The organism is Pseudoalteromonas sp. A41-2, from assembly GCF_015767615.1.
Lineage (GTDB): Bacteria > Pseudomonadota > Gammaproteobacteria > Enterobacterales > Alteromonadaceae > Pseudoalteromonas > Pseudoalteromonas lipolytica.
This window is the reverse complement of record NZ_CP065231.1, coordinates 1,751,036-1,765,536: the sequence shown is the minus strand read 5'-3', so window position 1 is coordinate 1,765,536 and position 14,501 is coordinate 1,751,036. Positions and strand designations below refer to the sequence as shown.

Genomic DNA, 14,501 nt, shown 5'->3' with positions numbered 1-14,501 from the left:
ACATGTATTTACGTCTCTTGTCTCAAAGAGCTTGCGTCTATAAATTCTTCCGATAGACTCCTATTTTTATACTAATATTAGCGTGCTATGTTCCATCCACGATTACAAACAGTCGTATTTGCGTTTTTTATGGCGTTATTTATGTCTGGTTTTATGTCATTGGTGATCAGCATTTTTAACGTTGGTTTTGTCGATAATATTGTGATTCTTTGGTTAAAAGCATGGGCTTTTGCTTTTTGTGTTGCATTTCCTACTGTGATTTTAATCGCGCCTTTGGTGCATAAATTAACAAACAGACTGATAAGAGCCCCGTTGTGATTGCTGAACGTCCCAAACAACTTCTTTTTATTGCGTTATTCTTAATCTCGGCTATTCCTTTTGTAGGTTCTGCTACATCGCTCATTGTAGGGGCTTTATTTGCTATTATTTTGGGTAACCCCTTTGCAGCTCTCTCTCAAAAATTGAGTAAGATAATGCTCAAAATTGCTGTCATAGGTTTAGGATTTGCTGTTGATTTTAATCAAGTTATTGAAGTAGGGCGCAGCTCTATCGTACTCACCATTGTTAGCATTACAGCCATAATTGGCCTTGGTGAAATTTTATCTCAGTTATTTAAACTGAATAAAAATACTGGGGTATTGATATCGTTTGGTACGGCAATTTGTGGTGGGAGTGCGATAGCAGCTATGGCCCCCGTAATAAAAGCAAAAGATCATGAAGTCGCCATTTCACTCGCGGTTGTTTTTTTATTAAACGCGCTAGGTCTGGTGCTATTTCCAATGATTGGTCACTATCTTGGTCTAACAGAACAGCAATTTGGTGTATGGGCCGCACTTGCAATACACGATACCAGTAGCGTTGTTGGTGCATCAGCTGCTTATGGCGCATCAGCATTAGCGATTGCAACCACCATAAAGTTAACCCGAGCAATGTGGATTATTCCTTATACAAGTATTGCGGGAGTTTTTTGGAAATCCGATGAAAAAGCAAGTATCCCTTTGTTTATAATTGGATTTTTAGCAGCAGCACTGATAAATTCAAGCTTACCAGAGTATCAACCTCTTTGGCATGCATTGAATATTGGCGCGAAACAAATATTAGTTATGACGCTATTTTTAATTGGCAGTGGCTTATCTGTTACAGTGCTTAAGCAAGCTGGTATTAAACCTTTTATCATGGCAATGATCTTATGGATCATCGTCAGTAGTATTATTTTACTTTTAATAGTAGATGGATTTATTTCATGAAAAACGCCTTATTAACGTCTTCGATTGCACTTGCAACTGGTTTATTTGCAACTAACCTTGTTGCTGCCGACTTACGCGTTGCGACTTTTAACGTCAGTATGGACGCAACAAACTATGCAAGCAAAGGCGAAGCAATCGATAAAGACGCGCTCAGTAAAGCGCTTGCAAGTAACCACCAGCAAATTCGTAATATCGCAGAAATTATTCAACGCGTCAGACCTGATGTTATTTTACTCAATGAATTTGATTACATCGATGCAGATAAAGGCATTAATGTTTTTCGTAAAAATTATCTACAAGTCTCACAAAATAAGCAGGTTGCTATAGATTACCCGTATGCTTTCATTGCGCCTGTTAATACAGGTTTACCCACTAATTTTGACCTAGATAAAGATGGTGTAAAGGGGCATTACAAAGGTGATGCGCACGGTTTTGGCTTCTTTGAGGGGCATTATGCGATGGCAGTACTTTCGCGTTATCCTATTGATTTAGAAAAAGCCCGTACACTGCAAACATTCAAATACAAAGATATGCCAAACGCACAAATGCCTATCGACCCCAAAACAGGTAAAGACTGGTATTCAAAAGAAGCGTGGCAAGCTATTCATTTAAGCTCAAAATCGTTTTGGGATTTACCCATAAATGTAAAAGGGAAGACATTCCATTTATTAGCTTCGCATCCTACGCCACCTGTATTTGATGGTGATGAAGACCGTAACGGCAAGCGCAACCATGATGAAGTTAGACTGATTGCTGATTACATTAACAACGAAAACTACCTCTATGATGATAAAGGCCAACAAGGTGGCTTAAAACCGAATAGTCGGTTTGTAATTGTTGGTGATTTAAATGCTGCACCAGAAGGGGATAAAGCACGCCCAACGACAACGGATCAAATATTAAAAAATCCACATGTTAATGCGTCGTTTACACCATCGAGTAAAGGTGCAAAAGAGTCTTATAAAGACAGTTACGCTAAAAATTACACCGCGTATTGGCAAGCACGTGCTGATTATGTACTGCCATCAAATTACGGTATTGAAATTAAAAATGGGGGGGTATTTTGGCCAACCAAAGACAGCGAACTGTACCGTTTAATTAAAGATCGTAATGCGTCTTCTGATCATCGCATGGTGTGGCTCGATATTTCGTTAAAATAAGCTGTTATTAAACGGAAAAGTTTGGCTGTTTATCCTATTAAAATTGCTATTTCATCAGTGCTTCTGCTTAAATAAGGCGAATTATAATTACCTGTAAGAAGCACTATGAAATTCAAAACCACTGCTAACAAAACGTTAGTGGCTCTCGCAGTCGCATCTAGCTTCATGCTAGCTGGTTGTCAAACAACCGCCTCAACTGCAACAGAAGTAAGTCCTACTCAAGTTGCTCCAATGGTTGCTACACCCGTAGACACTGGTTCATCTGAAATTACATTAGAGCAAGCTATGGCTCACCCTGATTGGCTTGGTCGTCAGCCTGAGCGCGCTTTTTGGAATGGTGACTCTAAAAGCATCGTTTATGCTCAAAAGCAACAAGGTAACGAATTACGTGACTTATATGTTCAAGCGGTTAATAGCCAGTCTGCATCTCAAGTTGCGTTAAATAAACTACACACTGTTGGTGCAAAAAATGCTGTTTATTCAACAGATAAAAAGCAACAGGCCTATGCATTTGAAGGCAATATTTTTGTTAAAAACTTGAGCTCAGGTCAAATAACGCAGATCACACACGACAGTGCACAGCAATCAAAACCGCAGTTTTTAACCGACGGCAATCTTGCTTACCGCCAAGGTAATGCATTTTATAAAGTTGATTTAGCGACAGGTCGTCAAGTAGAGCTTGTAAATCTGCACTTAGACGATGCACCAAAAGGTGTTCAAGAGCCTGACACGTATATTGCAAAAGAACAGCATAAATTAATTGATTACATTGCACTTACGCACAAAAATAAAAAAGATCGTGAAGCGCGTGAAGAACAAATCAAAGAGCAAAACGACAGCATTGCAAATTCACAGTTTTATTTAGGTAAAGGTAAGCGTTTAGCCGATGTGCAGCTTTCACCAAATGGCCAAGCATTAGTTGCAGTAACCACCGAAAGCCGTCCATGGCGCGATGAAGGCGATATTATGCCTAATTACATCGCTGATGATGCGCGAGTTAAAGCAGAAAAAGTACGTCGCCTTGTTGCAGATGAAAAACCAATCAGCTCAGATGTTATTTACATTGACCTTAAATCGGGTGAGCAAACAACACTGGCGTTCGACACATTACCAGGCTTTGATGAAGATGTGCTTGCCGCGGTAAAAAAAGAAAACTACGCCCGTGATGGCAAAACTTACAAGTCTGAAAAAGCACCACGTGCAATTAATCTAATGATGGACTGGGGTTGGGATCAAAGTGCAATCCAATGGAACACCGATGGCTCAAAGGTTGCGCTTATGCTTGAAGCATGGGACAACAAAGACCGTTGGTTAGCAACTGTTGATACAAAGAATAACACACTTGTTTCTCAACACCGCTTACACGATGATGCGTGGGTTAACTATGCATACAATGACTTTGGTTGGTTAAATAACTCAGATACGCTTTACTACTTATCAGAAGAGTCTGGTTACAGCCATATCTATAAAAAGCCGCTAAATGGTAAAGCAACACAACTTACTAAAGGTCAGTTTGTTGTTTCAAACCTAACATTAACCGCGGATAACTCAGCGATTTACTACAAAGCAAATGTTGAGCACCCAGGTCTATACGAAATTTACCGTGTAAATCCTGCTAACGGTGAGTCTGAGCAAGTGACTAACCTAGACGGTATGACTGATTACCAGTTAAGTCCAGATGAAAGCAAATTACTGCTAACTCACTCAAAAATTATGTCGCCACCAGAGCTATATGTTGCTGATGCAAAAGCAAATACACAAGTAACTCAGTTAACGCATACGGTGTCTGACGAGTTTTTGGCTAAGAAGTTAATTGCGCCTAAAATTGTTGCTGTGCCTTCAAGCCACACTGATCAACCTATTTACGCAAAAGTGTATTACCCCGCTGACTATAAAGAAGGCGAAACCGGTAAAAATCGTAAAGCAGTTATCTTCAACCACGGTGCAGGTTACTTACAAAACTCCCACATGGGGTGGTCTGGTTACTTCCGCGAGTTTATGTTCCATTCACTATTAGCATCTGAAGGCTATGTAGTCATGGATATGGATTATCGTGCGTCGAAAGGGTATGGCCGTGATTGGCGTACTGCAATTTATCGTCAAATGGGCACACCAGAGATTCAAGATTTAGCCGATGGCGTAAGCTGGATGGCTGAAAACGCAAATGTTGATACACAAGCTGTTGGCACATATGGCGGTTCTTACGGTGGCTTCATGACGTTTATGGCGCTATTTACCCAACCTGATTTATTTAAAGCGGGTGCTGCACTTCGTCCAGTGACCGATTGGGCTCATTACAACGGACCTTATACGTCTAACATCTTAAATCATCCAGATGTTGACCCGATCGCCTACGAAAAAAGTTCACCAATTTACTTTGCTGAAGGCCTGAAAAGTCATTTATTAATTAATGCGCCTATGGTTGATGATAACGTATTCTTCCAAGATTCAGTACGTTTAGTACAACGTTTAATTGAGCTTGAAAAAGAAAACTTTGAAACAGCCATCTTCCCAGTTGAACCCCATGGTTTTGTACAGCCATCAAGCTGGTTAGATGAATACCGTCGTATTTATAAGCTATTTAAAGAAACGCTTTAATACTATTAAGTAATTTAAAAACAGCCACTTTAAGTGGCTGTTTTTATTTACATTATGATTATTTCAATGGCTCTATTTGCAGTGAAATGTGCTTACATTGAGCACTTTTGTATACTGCTCTGATTCGCCTTTAAAAATTAAATCATCGCTCACTAAGCTCATCTTAAAGTTCTTTATCCACGATAGCTTGGCTATAAACTCTAATTCATAGCGATTAAAGGATGCAGGGCACTTTAAATACACATAATGATGCGCTTTGCCAAAAGCACCGGGGTCCGCTGTATAGACATAGAAAGTACGGTCATTAAGTGTGTGTTCTTGATAAATGTAGTCTTTATGTGAGCCGAAGGTCGCATCCAGAAACATAACTAAGCCTGCCCCAGTAATCATCAAGCAAGCATACAAAAAACTCAATATAAGTGTGATGTTTGCGATTATTCTATTTTTAAAAAGCGCACTTACTTCCTGGTATTTCATGAGTAATAAGGTGAAGCCCAAAATAGCTGAGGCAAATACAATAATATTTTTTACCTGAGAGACATCCCTCATATACCTTGGCGATATAAACTGTAAATTAATAAATGAGCTTAAAAAGCTAAGCAGTAAAGGGCCGTAAAGGCAAAGTGCGATGAGACCAAGATAAAAATAGCCATTATTCTTTATCATTTAAAATTCCTTTTTCGTATTAACAATTTTTCGTGTTAAAAAAGAACACAGCTAAAAAAAGCGAGCAAAGTTATGAAGTTACTCGCGATGTTTAATAACTTTAATCAGTACAGGCAAAGCCAGCACAGTGCCGCCAACCGCACCGATAAAGTGAGCATCAATGGCAACATTTGACGCAATCAATTGGCTTACTGATTCACTAGGGCCTGCAACTTGCTCCCACACTACTTTTGCCCAGGTGCCTATAAATAACAACCAGCCACTTAGCATACCTGCTTGCACATCTTTGACAGCGCCCCAAATAATAACACCGTGCAAGAGTGCACTCAGTCCAGTGTATATTTTTATATCAGGGCAAAATAACCATACGCCTAAACCACACCATAAAGCCAAAACAGCGGTATTAAAAGCGTACCGAGCAGGGGAGGTATGTTCTGCATGCAATGCCCATATTAATAAAATTCCGGCGCAATTTAAGGCTAAATGCGGCCAATTTGCATGTACAAATTGACTCGTGAAAATACGCCAAAATTCACCATCTGCAACTAAATTACGGTTAAATTCTAAATAATCATTTAAGTTAAACGCAGCAAAAAGGGTACTAATCAGCATTAAACACAGTGGCGGCAGTACATATTGTGGTTTCAGAGGAAGGTTGATCATGTTATTTTTGTTGTATCTTAAATTTTGCATATTGTGCACGTTTAATTTTAAGATGCCAATTAAACACCGGGATTAAGTTTATTTATGTTATTCAAAACAAAAGCACTTATTGTGCTCTCTTCGTCATTAATTTATACAACGTCAATTTTTGCAGCCCCAACTAAGGTTGAAACGCGTGAGCCTGAAGCCGCAACAGGCTTTGCGCATAAACAGGTCGTTGAAGGCACTAAATACATGGTTGCTGCTGCAAATCCGTATGCAGTAAAAGCCGGTCAAAAAATGTTAGAAATGGGCGGCTCAGCGGTAGACGCAGCCATTGCAACTCAACTGATACTTACACTGGTTGAGCCGCAATCATCGGGCATAGGTGGTGGGTCGTTTTTGATGTATTTCGACAACAAAAACAAAAGCCTAACCACTTTTGATGGTCGAGAAACAGCGCCAAGCCATGCTGATGAAACTCTTTTTTTAGACAAACATGGTAAAGCAGTAAAATGGATTGAAGCAGTTGTGGGTGGTCGCTCAGTGGGTGTACCAGGGATTTTACATGCCTTTGCAAGCGCGCATAAACGTTATGGTAAATTGCCATGGCACACGCTGTTTCAACCGGCAATTGAGCTGGCAGAGCAGGGGTTTGTTGTATCCCCTCGTTTGCATAAGTTGCTGGCAAAAGAGCTAAACCCTGGCGTTACAACGTTACCCGTCATTCGTGATTACTTTTTCCCTGATGGTAAGCCACTGGCTGTCGGGTCTGTAAAAAAGAACCCTGAATTAGCGGCTCTTTATAAAGACATAGCATCGCAGGGTATTGATGCCTTTTATAAAGGTGAGAATGCCAAACAATTAGTGCATGCAGTACAAAACTCAGTGGTTGCACCAGGCACGTTAACAGAAGCAGACCTTGCTAACTACCAGAGTAAAGAGCGTGCCCCTGTGTGTGTGGATTACCGTCAATACGAAGTATGCTCAATGGCCCCTCCGAGTAGTGGGGGTGTTGCGGTATTACAAATTTTAGCGTTGCTAGAACACAAAAATATGGCCAAGCTTGCACCTAACTCAGTACAAGCATTGCATTACTTTACCCAGGCATCACGTTTAGCGTTTGCAGACCGTAATGTATACATGGGCGATCCTGATTTTATGGCTATTCCAACGGACGGTTTATTAGATAAAAATTACCTAGCAAGCCGTGCTAAGTTGATTACCGAAAAAGATGCCCACGCAGAAGCTGGAACGCCTCCTAACTCATTGGCCTATGCGCAGGATGACGCTTATGAATTACCGTCAACGTCGCATGTATCAATTGTAGACAGCGAAGGCAATGCTGTATCAATGACCAGTTCAATTGAAATGGCTTTTGGTTCAACAGTTATGGTGAACGGGTATATTTTAAACAACCAGCTTACTGACTTTGCTTTATCGCCAACGAAAGATGGTAAACCACTCGCTAACCGTGTTGAGGCAGGTAAACGTCCGCGTAGTTCTATGTCGCCAGTAATGGTATTTAACAAAGACGGTAGCTTACGATTAGTCGTGGGTTCACCGGGTGGAAGCCGAATTATTGATTATGTAGCGCAGGTTGTTGTGGCTGTTCTTGATTGGGATTTAGATGCACAAGAAGCAATTAATTTGCCACGTATCACAAATCGTAATAATTACACCAGTCTTGAAAAAGGCACCGAACTTGCCAACCACGAAGCCGATTTTGTTAACCGAGGCCACCAAGTTCGCATCTTAGATTTAAACTCTGGTTTACATGCTGTTGAACTAAAAGACGGTAAACTTTATGGTGCTGCAGATCCACGCCGTGAGGGCATCGCTTTAAGTGATAAAAGCCACTAAAAATAGGCTCAGCAGCCTTAAAGCTGCTGAGTTTTCATGTATACTTAGCCTTATGCCTTTTAGAGCATAAAATTCATTTTCTTCAATGGTCTGACAAGGTGGATTGTCATTGCAATTTAACCTTCAACAGTAATAATGTCAGATCATAATTATGACGCCATCAAAGCTTGGAAATATGACTACAAATACCGATCCGAATTATCTTTATATTCCTTATTCAGGCCCAGGTCTGATCGAAACGCCACTATTAAATAAAGGCAGTGCATTTTCACAAAAAGAAAGGGAAAGTTTCAACCTAGCCGGTTTACTGCCACCGCGTTATGAAACAATTGAAGAGCAAGTTGAGCGTTGTTACCAACAATATTCAAGTTTTAGCGACAACTTAAACAAACATATTTACTTACGTGCTATTCAAGATAACAACGAAACACTTTACTACCGTTTAGTGCGTGACCATCTTGAAGAAATGATGCCGATTATTTATACCCCGACAGTGGGAGACGCTTGCGAAAAGTTCTCTGATATTTATCGCAGTGCACGTGGCTTATTCATTTCGTACGAAGATCGTTTCCAAATCGACGATATCTTGCGCAATGCGACGAAAGGCAAAGTAAAGGTTATCGTTGTAACTGATGGTGAGCGTATTCTAGGCCTTGGTGACCAAGGTATTGGGGGCATGGGTATTCCAATTGGTAAGCTGTCGCTTTACACCGCATGTGGTGGTATTAGCCCAGCATACACATTACCTGTTATGCTTGATGTGGGTACCAACAACGAAAAACTACTTAACGATCCTATGTACATGGGTGCTCGCCATAAACGTATTTCGCAAGAAGAATACGACGAGTTCCTTGAGCTATTCATTAAAGCAGTAAAACGTCGCTGGCCAAGTGTGCTACTTCAATTTGAAGATTTCGCACAACCGAATGCAATGCCATTGCTTAAACGATACCGTGACGAAATTTGTAGTTTTAACGACGACATTCAAGGTACTGCAGCTGTTACAGTTGGTTCATTACTTGCGGCGTGTCGTGTTAAAGGTGCTAAGTTATCAGAACAAAAAGTTGTGTTTGTTGGCGCAGGTTCAGCAGGGTGCGGTATTGCAGAGCAAATCATCAGTACGATGGTTGCTGAAGGCATTTCTGACGAGCAAGCGCGTTCACAAATATACATGGTCGATCGCTTTGGTCTACTAACAGAAGGAATGGAAGGTCTTCGTGATTTCCAAGATGCTTTATCGCAATCAAAAGAAAACTTAAAAGACTGGACTTACAGTGGCGAATTCGCCTCGCTTCTTGATGTAATGCACTGCGCTCAACCAGATATCCTTATTGGTGTATCGGGTCAACCTGGCTTATTCACTGAGCAAGTTATTCGTGCAATGCATGCCTCGTGTGCGCAGCCAATTATTTTCCCACTTAGCAACCCGTCTAAGCAGGTAGAAGCACTGCCAGCAGATGTTATAGAATGGACCGACGGACAAGCCATTGTCGCCTCAGGAAGCCCATTTGAACCGGTTGAATACAACGGCCAGTTATTCCCAATCCCACAATGTAATAACAGTTACATTTTCCCTGGTATTGGTTTAGGTGTAATTGCTGCAAAAGCAACCCGTATCACAGATGCAATGCTTATTGTTTCAAGTGAAACGTTAGCAGAGTCTTCACCACGTGCAAACACAGGTCAAGGTAGCTTATTGCCAGCACTAACTGAAATACAAGCATTGAGTAAACGTATTGCGTTTGCTGTTGCTAAAAAAGCGATGGAAGAAGGTGTGGCACTAGAACTAACAGACGACGCGCTGTGGGCTGCTATCGAAAAGAATTATTGGTTACCTGAATACCGCAACTACAAGCGACGTAGTATTTAAACTAAAGCATTTAAACTTAAGTATTTAAACTTAAAATATTAATAGAAACCAAAGCCTTCGCGCTTTGGCTAAATGACAAAGGGGACCTAAAATAGTAGGTCCCCTTTTTTTGTATAAAAATACATGCACTCAACACCAGTAACACCAATACCAGTAACACAATTGTCGAGCTAAGATGAGTCGATACTGGACTAATTGCTATTAAGTAACGCAATTTCATCGGCTTTTATTTTCTGCTAAACAGCTTCGTTAAGAGAGTAATCAAGGATTCAAAGGGATAAAATGCGTGCCTGTAGAACAATTCCTCCATTGTGAAATGTATAAGTTAGTAAGCTATGCCAACTAAACAATCGGCCTCACAAAACCTAATATTTTTATTAGAGTGAACCATATTCTATTTACTATATTGTTAGTTTTTTAAATTTATCGAGTAAAGATCTGACCTGTTTTGTTTATTACAAAAAGATTGATTGGAATTAATGTCTTTTCTTCAGGTATCGCTGTAAGGTGGTTAATTATTACTCGTTCTTATTAAAGTAACGTCGTTTGGGTAACCCCATGTTTAATTCGAACTTTCATCTTACTTATCTACAACATGCATCCCTAGCCAAATAACAACGTGTGCATGGTTTCTAGTTTGCTACATCACGATTAGGTGACATACATAGTTATTTTACGGATAACAGTAATACATAGAGTATTTTTAAGTCTTTAATTTTATGGTCAATTTACTGAATTATAAATTAGCCAGACTGTAATTTATTTTTAAATGATACCTAGCAAGAATCCTATTAAGTGGCTGCTGCCAGCCCAAAACACTGGGCGCTTTTTTTGCCGCAGAGCCATGCATTAAGCAACTAGCCGATTTTTTAACTCAGGAGAGTAAAATGAAGAAGGAAATGATCCAAACTGCAGTCATTGGACTGATAGCGATATTAGCATTCAGTGCAGGTGCAGTAGATAAACCAATTTCGGCTTCGGCGAAAGACAAAGATCTTAAGTGGGGACCTTGTCCGGCATTTTTTCCAACAAAGTGCGACGTGAATATAAACTCTAAAGCTTGCACGAATTTAAAGCGCTACGGCAAACAGGGTGCTCTGTTTCTCTCAGCTTCATTTTAGCCACATTTTTGCCCATATTAAGGGCAAGAAATACATGAACATTCTGACAACAGCGTGTATAGGAGAAATATATGAGTACAGGGAAAATAGCGATTAGAGTTTTGTTGTTTGTAATTTCCATAACTCTTGTAGGGTGTGAATTAAATGCAAAAAGTAGCGCAGAAACTGCTTTAGAGGAATCTAACTTAAAGAAGGCGCTGTATTGCATGGAAATCCTCGAAAATAGACCAGATCTTGAGCCTAAGCATCGAATAGATATTTTGCGTAATGAATGTTACAGCGAACATTTTATTGAGCATTCACCAAACATACCTGATGGCCGTGATGCGCTGTTGAGTTTGTTTGAGAGCCGTTATAAAAAGTACCCTAAACTTTCAATGTCCATTAAGCGAACTGCTTCTGACGGTGATCTTGTTTGGCTTCACCTTCATGTAAAACATACACCTGAATCACTTGGCGGTGCAGCAATCCAAATATTTCGGATGGAAGAAGGTAAAATTGTTGAGCATTGGGGGGTTGGGCAGTCTGTTCCAAAGGAATCTAAAAACAGTAATACAATGTTTTAATCCTGATGTGTAAATAAAAAGCGCATAAAATAATGTTGTTCAAAGCCGTGTTGTTTCGAGCGTTAAGCTTCTAGTTTAAGCTTGTTCATTGCTAATTAACCTTATAAGGTATTTAATAGTTCACGTTTATACAAAAGGAACAAGGTTATGAATAAATTTGTTTTTTCATCTATTGCCGCATTTATGAGTTTTAATGTTTTTGCCTTGGCAACGCCAGACGCTCCGCATATTTATATTCAAGGTAATGCGTCTATCACCACAATCCCCGACAACGTAAAACTAACGGTCGCAATTGTAGAAATTGATAAAGACTTAATCGCTGCTAAAAATAAAGCCGACAATACAATGGCAAAAGCTATAAAGCTTGCAAAGTCAAAAGGGGTAGAAGAAAAGGGCATTTATGCGTCTAATATTTCTATTCAACGCGAAACGGAGTATAACCGTGAAACAGGCAAACAAAACTTCGTTGGATACCGTGTAACTCGTAATTTATCACTCACGCTCACTGATACAAAACAGTACCCTGTTTTACTTCAACAACTCGTAAACTCAGGTATTAATGAAATAAATCAAACACAGTTTGTATCGAGCCGATATGAAGAGCTACAAAAGCAGGCACAAAAACTGGCAATTAAAGATGCCCGTGCCGCAGCAAAAGAGTTTGCCAATGATTATGGTGTTGAGTTAAAAGGCCTTTATACGGCTTCAAATAGCCCACTCGACACGGGAGTGCAACCCTACATGAGAGCTGAAAAAATGGTTATGGCTGATGCAGCACCGAGTAACTATGTACCTGATGCATACAATGGGGGTGAAATAACCATCACTGCAAGTAGCTATGCGGTTTATTATATCGAAAATTAAACAGTTAGTTGGTGGTAAACTTTGCCACCAACGCCTTTCCTTTGTGTTCTGAAATACGCGCAATAGCCTTGAGCATATTGGTTACTTGCTGACGGTCGTATTCATTCGTTATATGCTTATTAATGTCTTCAACAATAGCCTCTAAATAAACAAATAAGCTTTCTGTCGCTTTACTGCTATCAGCCGATCTAAACAAAATATTTTTAAATGCTTCAAGTACATTGACCATCACATAAGCATCGCCTTTTGCATAATTTCTAATCGGTGTGAAGTTATCATGCAGTAATTCATCAAACGATGTCTCGTGCAAGTATAAATAAGGTTGATTATTCGTTGAATGCTTTAGCGAATAATTCACATCGCTTATTTTAAGGCGTTCTATCAGTAAAATGCTTAACATATCAATGGCCTTAACCGCAGTGCCCGGATCATTAATACCTGGGCTCATTGCTTTTACGGCAATTTCAGAAATTTGCGTCATACCATAGCGATAATGGTCACTTATGTATTCTTCAATATAAAAAATAAAACAGTTGAGCAGGGCATCAACAAGTTCAGGCATGTCTGATAAATCTTTATCACACTTTAAGAATGGGTAGCCTTTAACAGTGAAAAAACCTTGTTTAACCGCAATATAAATTTTTATATCGTGCTCTTTACACAGCGCACATAATTTATCACTGTGAGCCCCTTTAAAATAACCTTCTGTTTCACTCTTAATGTTGTGCCATTCATCAAAGTTAGGAAACTCATTAACATCGGTATCTTTTTGCATTGCGACAATGCAGGTGAGTTCATTTTTGGTATTTTTAAATAAATCGTTAAGTACATTATCAACTTGGATAGCCTTTGAGATTGAATGAATAAAGTAAACAAAAAACCCCAACGACACTAAGCCAAACAGCAAAGAAAAGAAAATACCCAAAGAGGGGATCCCCATTTCACCGTTTTCCATCGCGCGTATGTTTATCAACATAATGATGGTGTAAATGATACTGCCTAAGTAAAAACCTAAAACAAGCTGATGCGATTTACGAGTGATCAAACCAGGTAAAACTCGCGGTGACAGGCTCGCACTGGCACTATTAAGTACCACCATTACCATTGAAAAGCTAAACACGGTTAGCGAAATGATACTGCCGGCAAGGGTACTCAATATGGTTCGTGCGTTTTCTTCACTATCGACTAATAGCACAGCAAAAAATTGCTTAACTTCCATTGTGATAGCTGCGTATTCAATCGCAGTTGTGATTAAAGCAAACAAAAGAAATAAAACGGATAGCATCGATGGGTAAAACCCAATACTGCTGATCATCTCGCGGTAATTGTCTGCAATTTTTCTTGGCGTAAACATGCATATCCTTTAAGAACAGTTAGACATTAATCATTATCGAGTCATAATAGTGTGCTAACTTAAATACCTATTTTATAGCCTAGCAACAAATAGTGCTAAGCGTCTAACTTTAAATAAGAATTGGAAATACAGTGATCGTTTCAACCTTTGCCGCCATATTGGCGATTTTATACATTCAGTTAAGTTTTCGTGTTATTAAAATTCGTAAAGCCAAGCAAATTTCACTAGGCGATGGCGGTGATGCATCTTTGCAAGCAGCAATTCGTGCGCATGGAAACTTTATAGAGTATGTGCCATTTACTTTGATCTTATTGTTATTGGTTGAGTACCAAGGTCTATCAAGTCATTATTGTTATATTTTAGGAAGCATGTTGCTACTAGGTCGATTTTGTCACAGCTACGGGCTTGCTGATAACGTAATTAAATTACGTGCTTTTGGTATGATACTTACCTTTTTAACACTGGTTATCAGTGCTTTCATGTTATTAGTTACACAAGTTATGTAGGTAAAAGCGGGTGTCATTGCTAACGTTAGCAATGGCACTAAAAT

The 14,501-nt window shown here is 39.6% G+C and carries 13 protein-coding genes; 10 read left to right on the top strand and 3 right to left on the bottom strand.

Annotated elements, in window-relative coordinates:
- Window positions 1-87 precede the first annotated feature (87 nt).
- From IT970_RS08095 to IT970_RS08080, 4 genes are all read left to right on the top strand, one after another.
- Window positions 88-318 carry a DUF2798 domain-containing protein gene (locus IT970_RS08095; RefSeq protein ID WP_036968356.1) on the top strand — a complete coding sequence of 77 codons (231 nt, stop codon included), beginning with the start codon at window positions 88-90 and terminating at the stop codon, window positions 316-318.
- Window positions 315-1,247, top strand: a complete 933-nt coding sequence (locus tag IT970_RS08090; RefSeq protein WP_036968358.1) for a YeiH family protein — start codon at window positions 315-317, stop codon at window positions 1,245-1,247. The genes IT970_RS08095 and IT970_RS08090 overlap by 4 nt, the downstream gene beginning before the upstream one ends.
- Complete coding sequence (locus IT970_RS08085; protein ID WP_036968360.1) at window positions 1,244-2,407, top strand: endonuclease/exonuclease/phosphatase family protein; 1,164 nt, start codon at window positions 1,244-1,246, stop codon at window positions 2,405-2,407. Before IT970_RS08090 ends, IT970_RS08085 begins: the two co-directional genes overlap by 4 nt.
- 105 nt (window positions 2,408-2,512) lie before the next feature.
- Entirely contained in the window at window positions 2,513-5,005 is a 2,493-nt protein-coding gene (locus tag IT970_RS08080) for a prolyl oligopeptidase family serine peptidase (protein WP_196857757.1), read from the top strand.
- Window positions 5,006-5,077: 72 nt separating this feature from the next.
- Here the strand turns inward: IT970_RS08080 and IT970_RS08075 are convergent, their stop codons facing one another.
- Together IT970_RS08075 and rrtA are read right to left on the bottom strand one after the other, a co-directional pair.
- Entirely contained in the window at window positions 5,078-5,671 is a 594-nt protein-coding gene (locus tag IT970_RS08075) for a hypothetical protein (protein WP_118844321.1), read from the bottom strand.
- Window positions 5,672-5,749: 78 nt separating this feature from the next.
- On the bottom strand, window positions 5,750-6,364 hold the full coding sequence (rrtA, locus tag IT970_RS08070) for a rhombosortase (RefSeq protein WP_374027194.1): 615 nt from the start codon (window positions 6,362-6,364) through the stop codon (window positions 5,750-5,752).
- Between the two features lie 54 nt (window positions 6,365-6,418).
- On the opposite strand from rrtA, the gene ggt reads away from it, so the two are divergent.
- The 5 genes from ggt to IT970_RS08045 all read left to right on the top strand — a co-directional run bounded on the left by ggt (window position 6,419) and on the right by IT970_RS08045 (window position 12,597).
- Window positions 6,419-8,176: a gamma-glutamyltransferase gene (ggt, locus tag IT970_RS08065; protein ID WP_196857756.1), complete on the top strand. Its 1,758-nt coding sequence runs from the start codon at window positions 6,419-6,421 to the stop codon at window positions 8,174-8,176.
- Window positions 8,177-8,351: 175 nt separating this feature from the next.
- Window positions 8,352-10,046 carry an NAD-dependent malic enzyme gene (locus IT970_RS08060; RefSeq protein ID WP_036968366.1) on the top strand — a complete coding sequence of 565 codons (1,695 nt, stop codon included), beginning with the start codon at window positions 8,352-8,354 and terminating at the stop codon, window positions 10,044-10,046.
- Between the two features lie 887 nt (window positions 10,047-10,933).
- Complete coding sequence (locus tag IT970_RS08055; protein WP_036968368.1) at window positions 10,934-11,167, top strand: hypothetical protein; 234 nt, start codon at window positions 10,934-10,936, stop codon at window positions 11,165-11,167.
- A gap of 71 nt (window positions 11,168-11,238) precedes the next feature.
- Window positions 11,239-11,733 (top strand): nuclear transport factor 2 family protein, encoded by a 495-nt coding sequence (locus IT970_RS08050; RefSeq protein WP_196857755.1) that lies wholly within the window; start codon window positions 11,239-11,241, stop codon window positions 11,731-11,733.
- Between the two features lie 147 nt (window positions 11,734-11,880).
- The gene (locus IT970_RS08045) at window positions 11,881-12,597 is read left to right on the top strand and encodes an SIMPL domain-containing protein (RefSeq protein ID WP_036968370.1); all 717 of its coding nucleotides are present in this window, start codon (window positions 11,881-11,883) and stop codon (window positions 12,595-12,597) included.
- A gap of 4 nt (window positions 12,598-12,601) precedes the next feature.
- Here IT970_RS08045 and IT970_RS08040 read toward each other — a convergent pair whose 3' ends face one another.
- Window positions 12,602-13,951: a DUF2254 domain-containing protein gene (locus tag IT970_RS08040; protein ID WP_065979934.1), complete on the bottom strand. Its 1,350-nt coding sequence runs from the start codon at window positions 13,949-13,951 to the stop codon at window positions 12,602-12,604.
- A 131-nt stretch (window positions 13,952-14,082) separates the two neighbouring features.
- Between IT970_RS08040 and IT970_RS08035 the strand changes: the two genes are divergently transcribed.
- Entirely contained in the window at window positions 14,083-14,457 is a 375-nt protein-coding gene (locus IT970_RS08035; protein ID WP_196857754.1) for an MAPEG family protein, read from the top strand.
- Window positions 14,458-14,501: the final 44 nt, after the last annotated feature.

What these genes read in the sequence shown, in the direction of transcription:
- IT970_RS08095 (WP_036968356.1), top strand. Translation starts at nt 88, where the DNA reads ATGTTCCATCCACGATTACAAACAGTCGTATTTGCGTTTTTTATGGCG.
- IT970_RS08085 (WP_036968360.1), top strand. Translation starts at nt 1,244, where the DNA reads ATGAAAAACGCCTTATTAACGTCTTCGATTGCACTTGCAACTGGTTTA.
- IT970_RS08080 (WP_196857757.1), top strand. Translation starts at nt 2,513, where the DNA reads ATGAAATTCAAAACCACTGCTAACAAAACGTTAGTGGCTCTCGCAGTC.
- IT970_RS08075 (WP_118844321.1), bottom strand. Translation starts at nt 5,671, where the DNA reads ATGATAAAGAATAATGGCTATTTTTATCTTGGTCTCATCGCACTTTGC.
- rrtA (WP_374027194.1), bottom strand. Translation starts at nt 6,364, where the DNA reads ATGCAAAATTTAAGATACAACAAAAATAACATGATCAACCTTCCTCTG.
- ggt (WP_196857756.1), top strand. Translation starts at nt 6,419, where the DNA reads ATGTTATTCAAAACAAAAGCACTTATTGTGCTCTCTTCGTCATTAATT.
- IT970_RS08060 (WP_036968366.1), top strand. Translation starts at nt 8,352, where the DNA reads ATGACTACAAATACCGATCCGAATTATCTTTATATTCCTTATTCAGGC.
- IT970_RS08055 (WP_036968368.1), top strand. Translation starts at nt 10,934, where the DNA reads ATGAAGAAGGAAATGATCCAAACTGCAGTCATTGGACTGATAGCGATA.
- IT970_RS08050 (WP_196857755.1), top strand. Translation starts at nt 11,239, where the DNA reads ATGAGTACAGGGAAAATAGCGATTAGAGTTTTGTTGTTTGTAATTTCC.
- IT970_RS08045 (WP_036968370.1), top strand. Translation starts at nt 11,881, where the DNA reads ATGAATAAATTTGTTTTTTCATCTATTGCCGCATTTATGAGTTTTAAT.
- IT970_RS08040 (WP_065979934.1), bottom strand. Translation starts at nt 13,951, where the DNA reads ATGTTTACGCCAAGAAAAATTGCAGACAATTACCGCGAGATGATCAGC.